Below are 17,215 nucleotides of genomic sequence, written 5' to 3'. Positions count from 1 at the left end.
ACGGAGCGGTCCGGGAGGGTGACCACCGCACGGGGGAAACACCGGGGAAACGGGGCCGGTCGGCCGGGTGCCGGCAAGGGTCGGCCTATTTGGCGTCGCGTCCTGTTGACCGGAGGAGAACCGCCGCCTTTACGGTGTGATGTGACCCACACAACAGGCGTCAGGGGGCGACACCTGGATGCCCGCCCCAGTTCACCTGCCGTTCACTCGCCGTCTTTACGTTCACGATGTCACTGCCCCTCGAACTGATTGTGCCTGGTGAATGGAACACATCACGCTTCTCATCGGGATCGTGATCGTCACGGCCTTGGTGTTCGACTTCACGAACGGCTTCCACGACACGGCCAACGCCATGGCCACGACCATCTCCACCGGGGCAATGGCTCCTCGGGCGGCGGTGGCCATGTCCGCGGTCCTCAACCTCCTCGGGGCCTTCCTGTCCATCGAGGTGGCCAAGACCATTTCCTCGGGAATCATCGATGAAGGTTCCGGTATCCAGCCCGAAGTGATCTTCGCGGGGCTGGTCGGCGCGATCATCTGGAACCTGCTGACGTGGCTTGCGGGGCTGCCCTCCAGCTCCTCGCACGCACTGATGGGCGGACTGCTCGGCGCCACCCTCGCCGCCGTCGGCACAGGGGCTGTCAACGGCGACGTCGTCGTCATGAAGGTCCTCATCCCGGCGCTCGCCGCGCCGCTGGTCGCGGGCATCGCCTCGATGTGCGCCACGCGGCTGACCTACCGGATCGGCCGGAACGCCGACGAGGCGCGGACCGCCAAGGGCTACCGCGCGGGCCAGATCACCTCGGCCGCGCTGGTCTCCCTCGCCCACGGCACCAACGACGCGCAGAAGACCATGGGCGTCATCACGCTGGCGCTGGTCACCGGCGGCGCCCTGGCGCCCGGCTCCGACCCGCCGGTCTGGGTCATCGCCTCGGCGGGTCTGGCCATCGCGCTGGGCACCTACCTCGGCGGCTGGCGCATCATCCGCACCATGGGCAAGGGCATCACCGACATCCAGCCCCCGCAGGGCTTCGCGGCCCAGACCAGCGCGGCGGCCACCATCCTGGCCTCCTCGCACATCGGCTTCTCCCTCTCGACCACCCACGTGTGCTCCGGTGCCGTCATGGGCTCCGGGCTCGGCCGCAAGGGCGGCATCGTCCGGTGGGGCACGGCGGGCCGCATGGTCATCGGCTGGGCGCTGACCCTTCCCGCCGCAGGCGGGGTCGCCGCGGGAGCGGCGCTGCTGGCCGAGCAGGGCGACTGGGGTGTGACGACGGTCGCCGTCCTCGCCCTCGCGCTCTGCGGCGCCATCTGGGTGCGTTCCCGGCGGGCGCCGGTCGACCACACCAACGTCAACGAGGTCGAGCCCGCCGTGCAGGGCGCGGAGATCCCCGGCCCGGCCGCCGAGCCGGCGCCCGGCGCCGAGCCGGCAGGTGTGCCCGAGCCGGCGGGGGTGGTCACCACCGCCATCCGGGCCGTCTCTCCGCCTCCGCCCCCGGCGGGCGTGGGCGTCGCCGTCACCCCCTCCGAGGAGGAGCCCGTGGCGGAGACCCAGAACTCGACAGGCCGCCCCGCGTCGGCCGGCACCCTCAGCTAGCTAGGCAGAAGGACGACCGCATGGACATCGACTGGGCCGCACTCGGCCAGGTATTCGGCGTCAGCCTGGTGGCGACGGTGGGACTCGTGGGCATCTTCACCCTCGGCATAGTCTCGGGCTCGCCCCGCACGGCAGGCTCCACGCCGTCGCCGCTCGCCCGTACCGGCGCGTACGCCTGCTACGCCGTGTGCGTGGCGGCGGTGGCGTACGGGATCTATCTGATCGCCGCTTAGCCCTCGCTGCGCAGCCCTCGGCGAGGATTCGTATTCGTGGCTTCGCCTTCGCTCCCTTCCGGCAGCTGGCCGGGGGTGCGGGGGCGGAGCCCGCGTACGTTCTACCGCCGCGACGGCGAGCGACCACGCCGGTGAGCGTCCGGCGGCCGACGCGGGCTCCGCCCCCGCACCATCGAGCCGCCCGGCCGCCGTTCGGGTTTGCCCACCGCAGGTCCCACGTGGTGGACTGCCCGTGCCAAACGGCGGCATGGAGAGGAAGCCGGTGCGAATCCGGCGCGGTCCCGCCACTGTCACCGGGGAGCGCCTCCCTCAACGAAGCCACGGCCCACGCGGGCTGGAAGGCGAGGGTGGTGCGGATCCGGGAGCCAGGAGACTCTCGCCGCCGGTCGAGTCGAGCCAGGGCGAGGACCCTGAGTGAGGACACCGTGATGCGTGGCCCTGCCGCCATAGCCGCTGCCGTCGTGACACCCATCGGCGACACACCTGTCGGCGACACACCCGCCTGCGACGCACCTGTCGCCGCCGTACCCGCTGCCGCCCTCGCCGCCGCCGTGCGGGCCGCAGAACTGCCCGGCGCCCTCCCGAGTACCGTCGGGAGCGCGTGCGCCGGACCCGCCGCGTGATGCGGGCCCTCGATGTCCGGGCAGGCGGCCTCGTACTGGGGTTCGCCGCCGACGCGCTGCTGGGCGACCCGCGGCGCGGCCACCCCGTCGCCGCCTTCGGACGGGCCGCCGCCGCGCTGGAGCGCCGTATATGGCGCGACCACCGGGGCGCGGGAGCGCTGTACGTGGTGCTCTGCGCGGGAGGCGCCGTCGCGGCGGCCGGGGCCGCCACGGCAGTCGCCCTCGGCACGCCCGCAAGCCCCGCTGCCGGTGCGCGGGAGGCGCTCGGGTCGGTACGCGAACCCGCCCGCGGCCGGAACCCGGTTCCCGCTGTCGTACTGACCGCCGCCGCCACCTGGGCCGTCCTCGGGGGCACTTCACTGACCCGGGAGGCCCGGGCCGTGGGCGCGGCGCTGCAAGCCGGGGATCTGGAGCTGGCACGCGAGAGGCTGCCCGCGCTGTGCGGGCGCGACCCGCAGGCCCTGGACGCCCCCGCGGTGGCCCGCGCCGTGGTCGAGTCGGTCGCGGAGAACACCTCCGACGCCGTGGTGGGAGCGCTGGTGTGGGGCGCGCTGGCAGGCGTCCCCGGGCTGGTGTGCTTCCGCGCGGTCAACACGCTCGACGCGATGGTCGGTCACCGCTCCCCGCGTCACCGCCGCTTCGGCTGGGCGGCGGCGCGGCTGGACGACGTGGTGGGCCGCCCCGGGGCGCGACTGACCGCCGCGCTTGCCGCACTGTCCGGGCCGGACCCGCGCGGTGCCGTACGCGCCTGGTGCGCCGACGCGCACCGGCACCCCAGCCCCAACGCGGGCCCTGTCGAAGCGTCGTTCGCGGGCGCGCTCGGGGTGCGGCTGGGCGGGACGCTCTCCTACGGCGGGCGGGTGGAGCACCGGCCCGTGCTCAACGGCGCCGGGCGCGCTGTCCGCACGGCGGACATCGAGCGAGCTGTGCGCCTGTCGCGGCGGGTAGGACTGCTGGCACTGGCCACGAGCTGCCTGGTGGGTACGGCAGTACGCCGGTTCGGGCGGGGCCGCGGAGCGGGAGGGATGCGGTGAGCAAGCGCACAACGGGCGGCCTGCTGGTCGCCGGGACGACATCGGACGCGGGCAAGAGCGTGGTCACGGCGGGCATCTGCCGCTGGCTGGCCCGGCAGGGCGTGCGGGTCGCGCCGTTCAAGGCGCAGAACATGTCGCTCAACTCCTACGTCACTCTCGACGGCGCCGAGATCGGCCGTGCGCAGGCCATGCAGGCGGCCGCGGCCCGGGTCGAGCCGAGCGCGCTGATGAACCCGGTGCTGCTGAAGCCGGGCAGCGACCGCACCAGTCAGGTCGTACTGCTGGGCAAGGCGGTCGGCGAGATGTCGGCTCGCGGGTACTTCGGCCGCCACACGGACGGCCCCGAGGGGGGCCTCCGCCACGGGCGGCGCGAGGAGTTGCTGGAGACCGTCGCGGGCTGTCTGGAGGAGCTGCGCAGCACCCACGACGCGGTGATCTGCGAGGGCGCGGGCAGCCCAGCCGAGATCAATCTGCGCCGCAGTGACATCGTCAACATGGGGCTGGCCCGCGCCTGTCGGCTGCCGGTGCTGGTGGTCGGGGACATCGACCGGGGCGGGGTGTTCGCCTCGCTCTTCGGGACCACGGCGCTGCTGGCGCGCGAGGACCAGGAGCTGCTGGCGGGCTACCTGGTCAACAAGTTCCGCGGGGACGTCTCGCTGCTGGAGCCCGGTCTCCGGATGCTGCGCGAGCTGACCGGACGGCCCACGCTGGGCGTGCTGCCGTACCAGCACGGGCTGGGCATCGACGAGGAGGACGGGCTGGGGGTGTCGTTGCGCGGGACCGTGCGGGAGTCCGCCGTCGCACCGCCGCACGGGGCCGACGTGCTGCGCGTCGCCGTGCTGTCGGTACCGCTGATGTCCAATTTCACGGATGTGGACGCGCTGGCCGCCGAACCCGGTGTGGTGGTGCGGTTCTGCGACCGTCCCGAGGAGTTGGCCGACGCGGACCTGGTGGTGGTGCCCGGCACCCGGGGAACGGTCAAGGCGCTGGAGTGGCTGCGCGCTCGGGGGCTGGCCGAGGCACTGGTGCGGCGCGCGGCCGAGGGGCGGCCGGTGCTGGGTGTCTGCGGCGGCTACCAACTGCTGGGCGAGCGTATCGAGGACGATGTCGAGTCGCGTGCCGGAGTGGTCGACGGGCTCGGAGTGCTGCCGGTGCGGGTGAAGTTCGCCCGGGACAAGACCCTCGCGCGGCCGCACGGTGCGGCACTGGGTGAGGCCGTGGAGGGCTACGAGATCCACCACGGGGTGGCCGAGGTGTACGGCGGTGAGCCGTTCATGTGCGACACCGACGAGGCCCCGCTGGACGGCTGCCGGGTCGGCACCGTGTGGGGCACACACTGGCACGGCTCGCTGGAGTCGGACGGCTTCCGTCGAGCCTTTCTGCGCCGGGTGGCGGCCGACTCGGGCCGCGCCTTCGTACCGGCGCCGGACACCCGGTTCGCCGCGCTGCGCGAGGAGCAGCTCGACCGGCTCGGCGATCTGATCGAGGAGCACGCGGACACGGGTGCGCTGCTGCGGCTCATCGAGAAGGGGGTCCCGGAGGGGTTGCCGTTCGTACCGCCGGGGGCGCCGCCGTGAGCGGCCCGCACTCCGCCGCCCCTGACTCAGCCAAGCCACTCGAAGGAGTGACCGTCACGTGACCCCCTACCCCTTCACCGCCCTCGTCGGCCAGGCGGACCTCCAGCTCTCGCTGCTGCTGAACGCCGTCTCGCCGGCCATCGGCGGCGTGCTGGTGCGCGGTGAGAAAGGCACCGCCAAGTCGACAGCCGTCAGGGCGCTCACAGCGCTGCTGCCCGGTGTCGACGTCGTGCCCGGCTGCCGCTTCTCCTGCGACCCCGCCGCACCCGACCCCGCGTGTCCGGACGGCCCGCACGAGGCCACCGGCGCCGCCGAGTCACGCGCGGCGCGCATGGTGGAGCTGCCCGTCGGCGCCTCCGAGGACCGGCTGGTGGGGGCGCTGGACATCGAACGGGCGCTGTCGGAGGGCGTGAAGGCGTTCGAGCCCGGGCTGCTGGCCGACGCGCACCGGGGCGTGCTGTACGTGGACGAGGTCAACCTCCTGCACGACCACCTGGTCGACCTCCTGCTGGACGCCGCCGCGATGGGCGCCTCGTACGTGGAGCGCGAAGGTGTCTCCGTACGGCACGCCTCCCGGTTCCTGCTGGTGGGCACCATGAACCCGGAAGAGGGCGAGCTGCGCCCGCAGCTGCTCGACCGGTTCGGGCTGACGGTCGAGGTGGCCGCCTCGCGCGAGACGGACGAGCGGGTCGAGGTCGTACGGCGGCGGCTGGCGTACGACGACGACCCGGAGGGCTTCGCGGCGCGCTGGGCGGACGACGAACGGGAGCTGCGGGAGCAGATCGCCGCTGCCCGAAAGCTGCTGCCCCGGGTACGGCTCGGTGACGCGGCGCTGAGGCAGATCGCGGCGACCTGCGCGGCGTTCGAGGTGGACGGCATGCGCGCCGACCTGGTGATGGCCCGCACGGCGACGGCGCTGGCCGCCTGGGCGGGGCGCGCCGACGTGGAGTCGGCGGATGTGCGGCAGGCCGCGCTGCTGGCCCTCCCGCACCGGCGGCGGCGCAATCCGTTCGACGCCCCCGGCCTGGACGAGGACAAGCTGGACCGGACGCTGGAGGAGAACGCCGGCCAGGACGACGACAGCGGGCCTGAACCGGAGGGTCCGGACGACGGCGGCCCTGACGGCGGTCCCGACGGCGGTGGCGGGGTGCCGCCGCAGGGCGCTCCGCAGGACGAGGCCCAGGGCCCGCGGAGTGAGCACTCCATCCCCGGGCAGCCGCAGCCCGAGCCCGCCGAGCAGGCGGCCTCACCGCAGTCCCCGGAAGGCGCCACGGGGGAGCCCGACCCGAACGCTCCGGCGCCCCCTCAGCAGGCTGCCGCACCCGCGGGCGAGCCGTTCAGGGCCCGTACCCTCACCGTGCCCGGGCTCGGCGAGGGCGCGGCCGGGCGGCGCTCGCGGGCCCGCACGGCGCACGGCCGTACGACGGGGGCGCGCCGTCCGCAAGGTGCGCTGGGCAAGTTGCACCTGGCCGCCACCGTGCAGGCGGCGGCCCCGTATCAGCACGCCCGTGGCCGTCGGGGCAGCGGTCTGCTGGTGCGCAGGGACGATCTGCGGGAGGCCGTGCGGGAGGGCCGCGAGGGCAATCTGGTGCTGTTCGTCGTGGACGCCTCGGGGTCGATGGCGGCGCGGCAGCGGATGAGCGCGGTCAAGGGCGCGGTGCTGTCGCTGCTGCTGGACGCCTATCAGCGGCGGGACAAGGTCGGGATGGTGACCTTCCGGCGCGGTGAGGCCGAGGTGGCGCTGCCGCCCACCTCGTCGGTGGACGCCGCCGCGGCCCGGCTGGAGTCGCTGCCGACCGGTGGGCGTACGCCGCTGGCGGCGGGGCTGCTGCGGGCACGCGAGGTGCTGCGGGTGGAGCGGCTGCGGGACCCGGCCCGGCGGCCGCTGCTGGTCACGGTGACGGACGGGCGTGCCACGGGCGGCCCCGAGCCGCTGGTGCGGTCCCGGCAGGCGGCGCGGCTGCTGGCCGCGGACGGTACCGCTTCGGTGGTGGTCGACTGCGAGGCGGGCCATGTACGGCTGGGGCTGGCCAGGGAGCTGGCGGCCCAGTTGGGCGGCCGCGCGGTCACGCTGGACGAGCTGCGCGCGGACGCGGTGACCGAACTCGTCCGCAGTACAACCGACTCACGTAACGCAGGGCACGCAGGGAGGGCGGCGTAATGCCGAAGGGACAGCCGAACGTCGTACCGCAGGACGGCCTCACCACGCGGCAGCGGCGCAACAGGCCGCTGGTGGCGGTCCATACGGGCGTCGGGAAGGGCAAGTCGACGGCCGCTTTCGGGCTGGCGCTGCGCGCGTGGAACCAGGGCTGGCCGATCGGGGTGTTCCAGTTCGTCAAGTCCGCCAAGTGGAAGGTCGGCGAGGAGCGCGCGCTCAAGGTGCTCGGCGACTCCGGCGAGGGCGGCAGCGTCACCTGGCACAAGATGGGCGAGGGCTGGTCGTGGATCCAGCGCAACGTCCAGGACGGCGAGATGAGCAGCGAGGCGGCGGCCCGCGAGGGCTGGGAGCAGGTCAAGCGGGACCTGGCCGCCGAGACGTACCGGCTGCTGGTGCTGGACGAGTTCGCCTATCCGATGCACTGGGGGTGGGTCGACGTCGAGGAGGTGGTCGCCGTGCTGCGGGACCGCCCCGGCACCCAGCATGTGGTCATCACCGGTCGGAACGCGCCGCAGCAGCTGATCGACGCGGCGGATCTGGTCACCGAGATGTCCAAGGTCAAGCACCCGATGGACGCGGGCCAGAAGGGGCAGAAGGGCATCGAGTGGTGACCGTACGGGATGTGCGCCCGGCGGGGGCGCCATGATCGGCGTGCCGCGTCTGGTCGTTGCCGCGCCGTCCTCAGGAAGCGGCAAGACGACGGTGGCGACGGGGCTGATGGCCGCGTTCGCCGAGCGCGGGCTGACCGTCTCGCCGCACAAGGTCGGCCCGGACTACATCGACCCCGGCTACCACGCACTGGCGACCGGGCGTCCCGGCCGCAACCTGGACGCGTACCTGTGCGGTCCCGAGCGGATCGCGCCGCTGTTCGGCCATGCGGCACGCGGCGCGGACCTCGCGGTCGTCGAGGGCGTGATGGGGCTGTACGACGGCGCCGCGGGGCAGGGCGAGCTGGCGTCGACCGCGCATGTGGCCAAGCTGCTGCGCGCCCCGGTGGTGCTGGTGGTCGACGCCTCGTCGCAGTCCCGTTCGGTGGCCGCGCTGGTGCATGGTTTCGCCTCCTGGGACCCCGAGGTGCGGGTCGCGGGCGTAGTGCTGAACAAGGTGGGCTCCGACCGGCACGAGGAGCTGCTGCGCGAGGCGCTGGACGGCTCGGGAGTGCCGGTGCTGGGCGTGCTGCGCCGTACCAAGGTGGTGCGCGCTCCCTCCCGGCACCTGGGGCTCGTCCCGGTGGCCGAGCGGCGCGCCGAGGCAGTGGAGTCGGTGGCGGCGCTGGCCGAGCGGGTGCGCCAGGGCTGCGATCTCGAGGCGCTGCTGGCGCTGGCGCGGCAGGCTCCGGCGCTGCCCGGCGACGTCTGGGACCCGGCAGCCGAGGTGGGGGCCGAGCCGGTGGCGCGGGCGCCGCGGGTGGCGGTGGCGAGCGGGGAGGCGTTCACGTTCTCCTACGCCGAGCACGCCGAACTGCTGCGCGCCGCCGGTGCCGAGGTCGTCGGCTTCGACCCGCTGCGGGACGAGGCGCTGCCGCACGGTACGGCGGGGCTCGTGATCGGCGGAGGCTTCCCGGAGGTATACGCTCCGGAGTTGGCCGAAAACCGACCCCTGCGCGAGCAGATCGCGGCTTTCAGCGGCCCCGTCGCGGCCGAGTGCGCCGGACTGCTGTATCTGTCGCGGGAGCTGGACGGGAAGCCGATGTGCGGCGTACTCGACGCGCGCGGCCGGATGGCGGAACGGCTGACGCTGGGCTACCGCGAGGCGGTGGCCGTCGCGGACAGCGTGCTCGCAAAGACCGGTACCCGGGTGCGGGGGCACGAGTTCCACCGCACCGAACTGCTGCCGGGCGCGGGCCAGGTGCCCGCCTGGGGGCTGGTACGGCCCGAGCGTCGCCCCGACGGCTTCGCACAGGGCAATGTGCACGCCTCCTATCTGCATGTGCACTGGGCGGCCGCGCCCGGGATGGCGGCGCGGTTCGTGGCGCGGTGCGCGCGGCAGTGGGAGGCGGAGGGCACGGCGGGCCGCGAAGCGGAAGAGACCGCGAAGGACGGGAAGACACAGGCAGGAGAGGCCGGGAAGGCGGCGAGGACAGCGTGAGCCCGTTCGGCGCGGGTGCGGCTGCGAGTCCCCGGCTGGTCACCGTCGGCGTGGGCACCTGCGCCGGTGTGCGGGCCGAGGAGGTGCTGGGGCTGATCCGGGGTGTCCTGGCGGCCGCGGGGCTCGCGGAGGGCACCGCGGCGGCGCTGGCGACCGTCCGGGCGCGCGCCGAGGAGCCGGGGCTGCTGGCGGCGGCGCGCGAACTGGGACTGCCCCTGATCGCCTACGACGCGCGGACGCTGGCCCGGGTGCGGGTACCGCACCCCTCGGATTTCTCCCGCACGGCGGTGGGCACCCCCTCGGTCGCCGAGGCGGCCGCGCTGCTGGCCAGCGGCGGGGGCAGCGGGACGACCGTCCAGGGCGGCGCTCCCGTGCTGCTGGTACCGAAGACCAAGTCGCGGCCGCCGGCCGGCACTCCGGTGCGGGCCACCGCCGCCGTCGCCGCCGTCTCCGTGCCCGGGAGGGAGCCGTGAACACCGACGTGACCGCTTCGGGCGAGGCGCTGCGTCACCACGGGGACGCGGAAGTGCGCGGCGCCGGAAGCGGATTGACCGATCTCGCCGTCAACGTGCGCACCGGCACTCCCCCGGCGTGGCTGCGCGACCGGCTGGCCGCCTCGCTGGAGTCACTGGCCGCCTATCCGGACGGCGGTCCGGCACGGCAGGCGGTCGCCGAGCGGCACGGGCTGGCCGTGGACCAGGTGCTGCTGACCGCGGGCGCTGCGGAGGGCTTCGTCCTGCTCGCCCGGGCTCTCCCGGCCGACCGCCCGGTCGTGGTGCATCCGCAGTTCACCGAACCCGAGGCGGCGCTGCGGGACGCGGGGCACCGGGTGGAGCGGGTGCTGCTGCGGCCCGGGAACGGCTTCCGGCTGGAGCCGGACGCGGTACCGGACGGCGCCGATCTGGTGGTCGTCGGCAACCCAACCAACCCGACGTCCGTGCTGCACCCCGCAGCGGCCCTGGCCGGACTCGCACGCACGGGGCGCACACTGGTCGTCGACGAAGCGTTCGTGGACGCCGTGCCGGGCGAACGGGAGTCCCTGGTGCCGCTGCTGGGACGGCTGCCCGGCCGGACGGTCGTACTGCGCAGCCTCACCAAGACCTGGGGTCTGGCCGGACTGCGCGTCGGCTATGTGCTGAGCGACCCGGAGACCGTGCGGGCGCTGGCACACCACCAGCCGCTGTGGCCGGTGTCGGCTCCCGCGCTGGTGGCGGCCCAGGCGTGCAGTACGCCGGACGCTCTGCGGGAAGCACAGGCGGCGGCCCGGCAGTTCGCGGCGGACCGCGACCACCTGCGGGAGCAGCTCGCCCGGCTGCACTCGGCGGGGGTGCGCGAGGCGACGGACACGCCTGAGGGTCCCTTCCTGCTGGTGCGGCACCCACGCGCGGCCCTGCTGCGCGACCGGCTGCGCGAACTGGGCTTCGCGGTGCGCCGCGGGGACACCTTCCCGGGGCTCGGCCCGCAGTGGTTCCGGACAGCGGTACGGGACCGGGCCACGACCGACCGCTTCATTGTGGCGCTGCACAAGGCGCTGGAGGAGTGATATGCCGACCACCCTGCGACACCCCGGCACCGTACTGACCGACCATGTCTTCCCTGTACCGCTGGACCACGCCCGTCCGGAGGGCGAACAGATCGAGGTGTTCGCCCGTGAGGTGGTCGCGGCGGGGCGGGAGAGCGAGGAGCTGCCGTGGCTGCTGTTCCTCCAGGGCGGCCCCGGGGGCGGCTCACCGCGCCCGGTGGGCCAGGACAGCTGGCTGCGCGTGGCGCTGCGGCACTACCGGGTGCTGCTGCTCGACCAGCGCGGCACCGGCCGCTCCACACCCGCCAACCGGCAGTCCCTCGCGCTGCGCGGCACAGCGGCGCAACAGGCGGAGTATCTGACGTACTTCCGCGCGGACTCGATCGTGCGCGACGCGGAGCTGATCCGCAGGCGCCTGCTGGGCGAGAACGTGCGGTGGACCACGCTGGGACAGAGCTTCGGCGGCTTCTGCACGCTCACCTACCTCTCCCTGGCGCCCGAGGGCGTACGGGAGGCGTTCGTGACGGGCGGACTGCCGGGACTGCGCACCAGCGCGGAGGACGTCTACCGCGCGGCCTACCCACGGGTGGCCGCCAAGAACGCGGCACATTACGCGCGCTACCCCCAGGACATCGAGACGGTGCGGCAGATCGCCGCGCACCTGGCCGCGCACCAGGTGCGGCTCCCCGACGGCAGTCCGCTGACGGTGGAGCGGTTCCAGTGTCTGGGCATGCTGCTGGGCGAGGGATCGGGCTCGCACAGGCTGCACTATCTGCTGGAGAGCGCGTGGCTCGGGGGCGCTGCCGGGCCGGAGCTGTCGGACAGCTTCCTGGAGGGCGTACGGGCGCAGATCTCGCTGGCGGCCAGGCCCCTGTTCGCCGTACTGCACGAGCCGATCTACGCGCAGCGCTCGCTCGGCAGCCAGGGCACCAGGTGGGCGGCGCAGCGGGTCAGGGCGGAGTTCCCTGGGTTCGACGCGGAGCGCGCGACGGCCGCCGGCGAACCGGTGCTGCTGACCGGCGAGATGATCTACCCCTGGATGTTCGGCCTCGACCCGGCGCTGTCGCCGCTGCGCGAGGTGGCGGATCTGCTGGCCGAACGGGGCGACTGGCCGGATCTGTACGACACCGAGCGGCTGGCCGGCAACGAGGTGCCGGTGTACGCGGCCGTCTACGACGGCGACATGTACGTGGACCGCGACCACTCGCTGGCCACCGCTCGTGCCGTGCCCCGTATCCGCACCTGGGTCACCGACGAGTGGGAGCACGACGCGTTGCGGGTCAGCGACGGCGAGGTACTGGAGCGGCTGTTGGCGATGGCGCGCGGCGAGCGGTGAGTCGGCGCCTGTCCGCTACGCCTGCCGCCGGGAGCGGTTGGAGCGCCACTCCCGCACGGCACTCTCCACGTCGAACGGGACGAGGCGGTGCGGCGGCCCTTCGGGCGGGTTGCGGATCGCCTCGTCGATCCTGGCGTTGATCTCGGTGAGAAGCGAGCGCACCTCGGCCTCGGAGCGGGCCTCGGCGGCCCGTTCCGCGGCCTCCTGGGCCTCTTTCCGCAGGGCGAGGGAGGGCGGCAGGTAGGAGAGGTTCTCGTCGCGCATCTTGCGCTCGACCCACCACTGCTCGGTGTACGGCTTGTCGAGGGCGGGCAGCGGCTTTCCCGCGCCGGGGAGGTCGGCGAACTCGCCGCGCTCCTCGGCCTCCCGGATCTGCCGGTCCGCCCAGCTCTCGAAGCTGACGCCCGGCGGCTTGCGTTCGGTCATCACACGTCCTCCGTGCGGTGTGCGGGCACCTCGCAGGCTCCATCCTCACACGCGGCGCCCGCGTCCTGCCCGGAGGCGTCGGCGGCTGCGACCTGGACGAGCCCGCCGGCGGCCTCGTACGCCTGCTCCAGCGCCTGGGTGAAGACCTCGGCGGGCTGTCCGCCCGAGACGCCGAAGCGGCGGTCGAGGACGAAGAAGGGCACCCCGGTGGCGCCGAGGGCCGCTGCCTCGCGCTCGTCGGCCCGTACCTCGGCCGCGTAGGCGTCCTCGTCAGCCAGGACTCGGCGCACCCCGGCCTCGTCCAACCCGTCGCCGGTGGCGACGGCCACAACGGTCTCCGGGTCGCCGAGGGGCCGCAGGTCGGCGAAGTTGGCGCGGTAGAAGGCGTCCAGCAGCGCGGCGTGCACAGCGGGGCCCTGCCGCTTGGCGTGATGCAGCAGCCGGTGCAGCGCGAAGGTGGAGCCGTTCGCCAGGCGGCCGGACGCGTAGCCGAGTCCCTCACCGTGCGCGGTCCCGGCGACCCGCTGCTCGGCCGCCTGAGCCTGCTCGGGCGTGAGACCGTACTTGTCGGCCAGCATCCTGGTGACCGGCACGCCGGTGGGCCCGCCCGCCTCCGGGTCGAGCTCGAAGGAGCGGTGCACCACCTCCACCTCGTCCCGGTGGGCGAAGGCCGCCAGGCCCTTCTCGAACCGGGCCTTGCCGATGTAGCACCACGGGCAGGCGATGTCCGACCAGATCTCTACGCGCATGCCACCTCGAACCGCCGCCGCGCACCCGCTACGCCCGCGGTGCCCGGCCACCGCGCACCGCACCCGAGACGCCGGGCGTCCGCGCGGCCTCGTGCGCCGTTTCCGCCACACCTTGGGCCACGCCCAGTTCGACGGCGTCCTGGGGGCGCAGCCGCAGCTCCTCGGCGGTCCGTGGGACCTGTGCGGAGTCGCGTTTGAGGATGGCGGCCGCGAGCTCAGGTGCGATCACGGAGAAGTAGCTGTCCGGAGTGGCCCACAGCCTGCCGGGTGCCGCCAGCGCCAGGGCACCGCCCGAGCCGCCTTCGCCGATCAGCAGCGAGGTGACCGGCACGGTGGCCTCGGCGACGGCGGCGAAGACCTCGGCGATGGCGGGGCCGGCGCCCGCCCGCTCGTCGTCCGGCCCGTTGGCGGCGCCCGGAGTGTCGATCAGGGTCAGTACGGGCACGCGCAGCCGCCCGGCCAGCCGGATGAGCCGCGCGGCCGTGCGGTAGCCGGCCGGTCTCGTGGGGGTGCCGCACTGCGCCGCGTAGGCGACCGTGCGCCCCTCGTGCAGGCCGAATCCGCACAGCATGCCCGCGTCGGCGCCCGAGCAGCGGTCGCCGCTGATCTCCGCACGGTCCTCGAAGTACGCCTCCAGGTACGCCTCGGCGCGCGGGCGGGCCGCGGCCCGGGCACGTGCGACGGCTTCGGCGCCGCTGTCGGGCAGCCGTCCGCAGGCGGTCGGCCCCGGCAGCGCGGACGGCACCGGTGCCGGCTCGGGTTGCTGCCGCGAGCCGGTGCTCGAGCGCAGCACGGTGAGCCAGTGGGCGAGGACGCCGGGGAGCTCCGCCTCGGGAACGACGCGGTCGATGTGCCCGGCGGCGTGCTGGGCCTCCACGGTGTACGCGGCGGGGTCGGCGGCGCCCGGCCGTACGCGCGAGCCGGCGAACGCGGCCTGCGCGCCGGGCAGGCCGAGCACCACGTCGGCGCCGGCGGCGAGAGTGGCCCAGCCGCCGCCCGTCGTCGGGTCGCGGACGACGGCGAGCTGCGGCAGGCCCGCGGCACGGGTCAGCGCGGACTGCCGGGAGACGCGCTGGAGCTGGGCGAGGGCGCGCATGCCCTCCTGCATCCGGCTGCCGCCGGTGGCCACCAGGGCGACGATGGGCAGCCGCTCTTCCCGGGCTCGGGTGTGGGCCGCCTCGATGAGGTCGCCGGTGCGTTCGCCGAGGGAGCCGCCCAGGTAGCCGAACTCGAAGCAGAGCAGGACGGCGTCGGCTTCGCCGATGCGGCCTGTGCCGGTCACCACGGATTCGGTTTCCCCGGTGCGGGCTTGCGCTTGCGCCCGCATCTCGTCGTATCCGGGCCACCCCAGGGGGCCGTCCGTCGACGCGGGGCGCTCCTTCGGGGGGTCGAACTCCGTGAACTCTTCCGCTACCTGGGACAGCAAGGTGCGTGCCGTTGGCCTCATGCCTCCAGGTTGCCGTACCCCGGGGCCCGCATGGGGGCTGCGCTTGCCCACCCTGCGCCCTGGGGGTACCTCCCGGCCGAAGGCTGGGGGAGCAGACTGCCCAAGCTTCGCGGGGCAGCCATTCAGGGGCGCGGGGAACTGCGCGAGCGGCCACAACGCACCCGCAGACCGCGAACTACGCCAAGGGGCACCCCCTCCCCGTCACCGCACCACACACCCCCGCAGCACCACATGGCGTGGAGCCTCAAGCACGCGGACGTCCGCCCGTGGGTCGGTCTCATAAATCACAAAGTCCGCGGGCGCGCCCTCGGACAGGGCCGGGCGGCCCAGCCAGTTGCGGGCTCCCCAGGTGGCCGCGGAGAGCGCGTCCAGCACCGGTATGCCGGCCTGCACCAGTTCAGCGACCTCCTGGCCGACGAGGCCGTGCGCCAGGGAGCCGCCCGCGTCGGTGCCGGTGAAGACGGGGATGCCCGCTTCATACGCGGACCGCACGGTCTGGTAGCGGCGGGCGTGCAGCTCGCGCATGTGCGCGGCCCAGCGGGGGAACTTGGCCTCGCCGCCCGCCGCGAGGGTCGGGAAGGTGGCGATGTTGACCAGGGTGGGAACGATGGCGACGCCGCGCTCCGCGAAGAGGGGGATGGTCTCCTCGGTCAGCCCGGTGGCGTGCTCGATGCAGTCGATACCGGCTTCCACCAGGTCCGTCAGCGAGTCCTCGGCGAAGCAGTGCGCGGTGACGCGGGCGCCCTCCTCGTGGGCGGCCGCGATGGCCTCCTCGATGGCCCAGCGCGGCCAGCAGGAGGTCAGATCGCCTTCCTCGCGGTCGATCCAGTCGCCGACGAGTTTGACCCAGCCGTCGCCGCGCCGCGCCTCACGGCGCACGTAGGCGGCCAGGTCGCCGGGCTCGATCTCGTGGGCGTAGTTGCGGATGTAGCGGCGCGTACGGGCGATATGGCGGCCGGCGCGGATGATGCGGGGCAGATCGTCCCTCTCGTCGATCCAGCGGGTGTCGGAGGGCGACCCGGCGTCGCGCAGGAGCAGCGCGCCCGCCTCCCGGTCGGTGAGTGCCTGCTTCTCGCTGGTCGAGTCGTCCACGGGGCCGTGCGCGTCCAGTCCCACGTGGCAGTGCGCGTCCACCAGGCCGGGCAGCACCCAGCCGGTCAGTACAGTGGGCTCGGCTCCGGCGCCGGGGGCGCCCGGCCGCTCGTAGGTGATGTGTCCGTCCACCACCCACAGCTCGTCCCGTACGTCCTCGGGTCCGACCAGCACCCGCCCCTTGATGTGCAGCCTCGCGCGCTCGCTCATGCCCGCACTGTACGAGGGCGGCACAGGGGGGCGTCCAGAACGCGGGGCCTGGTCCGAGCCGCCGGCTGGGCCCGCACCACCCGCGGACAGCCGTGGGGTGAACACCGGCGGGACCGAAAGCGAAGAAAGAGCTCCGCGAAAACACAGACAGGCCGTAGGCTCCGGCTTTACGATGCAATCCAGGTCACTTTTCCGGTACAGGTGCCCGTATTCTTCTTCCCGCTTTCCGTCAGCTCAAACGCTAAGATTTCGTTAGCTTCATCGCAGGTCAGCGGCGCTAATCACGGACAGTTCGCACGGACGTTATCGGACTGTGATGCACTCAACAAGTCGGCCGCTATATACCGATATGTCTGCTCAAACAGGGGGTCGGCGCAGCGGTCTAGCGCGCCCGCACGCCCGCGCGCGATAACATATGACCCCCTTCTCGCGTAACCCCTGCCGCCCGTGCAGTTTTGGATTTCGCTGGGTAAGTTGAATTCACATGACCGCCGCACAAGCAGACCATGCACGTGCCCACAGAGACTTTCTCGAAATGCCGGAGGGACTGAAGCTCGACACACCCCGTGTGGACGACGGAGCCGCGATCTGGCGCATCGCCCGCGACTCGAAGACCCTCGACCTGAACTCCTCGTACAGCTACCTGCTGTGGTGCCGCGACTTCGCCGCCACCTCGGTGGTCGCCCGCGACGGCGCGGGCGAGCCGGCCGGCTTCATCACCGGCTATGTGCGCCCCCAGCAGCCGCGCACCCTCCTCGTCTGGCAGGTCGCCGTCGACGAGGCGGCCAGGGGCCGCGGACTCGCGGCGGCGATGCTGGACGGGCTGACGCTCCGCGTCGCCGAGGAGTACGGCATCGACACCGTCGAGACCACGGTCACCCCGGACAACACCCCCTCCAACCGGCTGTTCACCTCCTACGCGCAGCGCCACTCGGCCGCGGTCGCCAAGGACGTGCTGTTCGACGCCGCCCTCTTCCCGGAGGACGGCCACCTGCCGGAAGTGCTGTACCGGATCGGTCCGGTCGTGTTTCCCGGCGCATCGAAGCGCTGACGTATACGGCCCCGGACCCGCGGGTAGGCACCGTCGCCGACCGCCCATCCGCTCATAAGCAGACTTTTCTTC

The 17,215-nt window shown here is 73.7% G+C and carries 16 protein-coding genes and 1 riboswitch; of the genes, 12 read left to right on the top strand and 4 right to left on the bottom strand.

Features of this window, described 5'->3' with window-relative positions; translation table 11 throughout:
- Window positions 1–262: 262 nt before the first annotated feature.
- The 11 genes from JW592_RS23255 (at window position 263) to JW592_RS23205 (ending at window position 12,168) form a co-directional block, all read left to right on the top strand.
- Window positions 263–1,597, top strand: coding sequence for an inorganic phosphate transporter (locus JW592_RS23255; RefSeq protein WP_209267142.1), 1,335 nt, complete (start codon window positions 263–265; stop codon window positions 1,595–1,597).
- 20 nt (window positions 1,598–1,617) lie between these two features.
- Window positions 1,618–1,830, top strand: a complete 213-nt coding sequence (locus JW592_RS23250; protein WP_209267141.1) for a hypothetical protein — start codon at window positions 1,618–1,620, stop codon at window positions 1,828–1,830.
- 253 nt (window positions 1,831–2,083) lie between these two features.
- Window positions 2,084–2,205: riboswitch (cobalamin riboswitch) on the top strand.
- Between the two features lie 53 nt (window positions 2,206–2,258).
- A complete protein-coding gene (locus JW592_RS23245) occupies window positions 2,259–2,453 on the top strand; it encodes a hypothetical protein (protein WP_209267140.1) in 195 nt (64 codons plus the stop codon).
- The gene (locus JW592_RS23240) at window positions 2,453–3,487 is read left to right on the top strand and encodes a cobalamin biosynthesis protein (RefSeq protein ID WP_209267193.1); all 1,035 of its coding nucleotides are present in this window, start codon (window positions 2,453–2,455) and stop codon (window positions 3,485–3,487) included. Before JW592_RS23245 ends, JW592_RS23240 begins: the two co-directional genes overlap by 1 nt.
- Complete coding sequence (locus tag JW592_RS23235; RefSeq protein WP_209267139.1) at window positions 3,484–5,064, top strand: cobyric acid synthase; 1,581 nt, start codon at window positions 3,484–3,486, stop codon at window positions 5,062–5,064. The genes JW592_RS23240 and JW592_RS23235 overlap by 4 nt, the downstream gene beginning before the upstream one ends.
- Before the next feature lie 58 nt (window positions 5,065–5,122).
- Window positions 5,123–7,225 carry a putative cobaltochelatase gene (locus JW592_RS23230; protein ID WP_209267138.1) on the top strand — a complete coding sequence of 701 codons (2,103 nt, stop codon included), beginning with the start codon at window positions 5,123–5,125 and terminating at the stop codon, window positions 7,223–7,225.
- On the top strand, window positions 7,225–7,833 hold the full coding sequence (gene cobO, locus JW592_RS23225; RefSeq protein WP_185016491.1) for a cob(I)yrinic acid a,c-diamide adenosyltransferase: 609 nt from the start codon (window positions 7,225–7,227) through the stop codon (window positions 7,831–7,833). The genes JW592_RS23230 and cobO overlap by 1 nt, the downstream gene beginning before the upstream one ends.
- A 31-nt stretch (window positions 7,834–7,864) precedes the next feature.
- The gene (locus JW592_RS23220) at window positions 7,865–9,310 is read left to right on the top strand and encodes a cobyrinic acid a,c-diamide synthase CobB (RefSeq protein WP_229376650.1); all 1,446 of its coding nucleotides are present in this window, start codon (window positions 7,865–7,867) and stop codon (window positions 9,308–9,310) included.
- A complete protein-coding gene (locus JW592_RS23215; protein ID WP_209267137.1) occupies window positions 9,307–9,783 on the top strand; it encodes a cobalamin biosynthesis protein in 477 nt (158 codons plus the stop codon). The genes JW592_RS23220 and JW592_RS23215 overlap by 4 nt, the downstream gene beginning before the upstream one ends.
- The gene (cobC, locus tag JW592_RS23210; protein WP_209267136.1) at window positions 9,780–10,853 is read left to right on the top strand and encodes an Rv2231c family histidinol phosphate aminotransferase CobC; all 1,074 of its coding nucleotides are present in this window, start codon (window positions 9,780–9,782) and stop codon (window positions 10,851–10,853) included. Before JW592_RS23215 ends, cobC begins: the two co-directional genes overlap by 4 nt.
- A 1-nt stretch (window position 10,854) precedes the next feature.
- A complete protein-coding gene (locus JW592_RS23205; protein WP_209267135.1) occupies window positions 10,855–12,168 on the top strand; it encodes an alpha/beta fold hydrolase in 1,314 nt (437 codons plus the stop codon).
- Between the two features lie 15 nt (window positions 12,169–12,183).
- Here JW592_RS23205 and JW592_RS23200 read toward each other — a convergent pair whose 3' ends face one another.
- From JW592_RS23200 to JW592_RS23185, 4 genes are all read right to left on the bottom strand, one after another.
- Window positions 12,184–12,594: a DnaJ family domain-containing protein gene (locus JW592_RS23200; protein ID WP_209267134.1), complete on the bottom strand. Its 411-nt coding sequence runs from the start codon at window positions 12,592–12,594 to the stop codon at window positions 12,184–12,186.
- Window positions 12,594–13,343, bottom strand: a complete 750-nt coding sequence (locus JW592_RS23195) for a DsbA family oxidoreductase (protein WP_209267133.1) — start codon at window positions 13,341–13,343, stop codon at window positions 12,594–12,596. The genes JW592_RS23200 and JW592_RS23195 overlap by 1 nt, the downstream gene beginning before the upstream one ends.
- 28 nt (window positions 13,344–13,371) lie before the next feature.
- Window positions 13,372–14,790, bottom strand: coding sequence for a carboxyl transferase domain-containing protein (locus JW592_RS23190; protein ID WP_209267132.1), 1,419 nt, complete (start codon window positions 14,788–14,790; stop codon window positions 13,372–13,374).
- A 201-nt stretch (window positions 14,791–14,991) separates the two neighbouring features.
- Complete coding sequence (locus tag JW592_RS23185; protein WP_209267131.1) at window positions 14,992–16,092, bottom strand: amidohydrolase family protein; 1,101 nt, start codon at window positions 16,090–16,092, stop codon at window positions 14,992–14,994.
- 535 nt (window positions 16,093–16,627) lie between these two features.
- Between JW592_RS23185 and ectA the strand changes: the two genes are divergently transcribed.
- Window positions 16,628–17,143 carry a diaminobutyrate acetyltransferase gene (gene ectA / locus JW592_RS23180; RefSeq protein WP_209267130.1) on the top strand — a complete coding sequence of 172 codons (516 nt, stop codon included), beginning with the start codon at window positions 16,628–16,630 and terminating at the stop codon, window positions 17,141–17,143.
- The last annotated feature ends 72 nt before the right edge of the window (window positions 17,144–17,215 follow it).

This window comes from Streptomyces spirodelae (assembly GCF_017676385.1).
Classification (GTDB): domain Bacteria; phylum Actinomycetota; class Actinomycetes; order Streptomycetales; family Streptomycetaceae; genus Streptomyces; species Streptomyces spirodelae.
The sequence above is the reverse complement of the archived record's forward strand: the minus strand, read 5'-3'. Positions and strand labels throughout refer to the sequence as shown.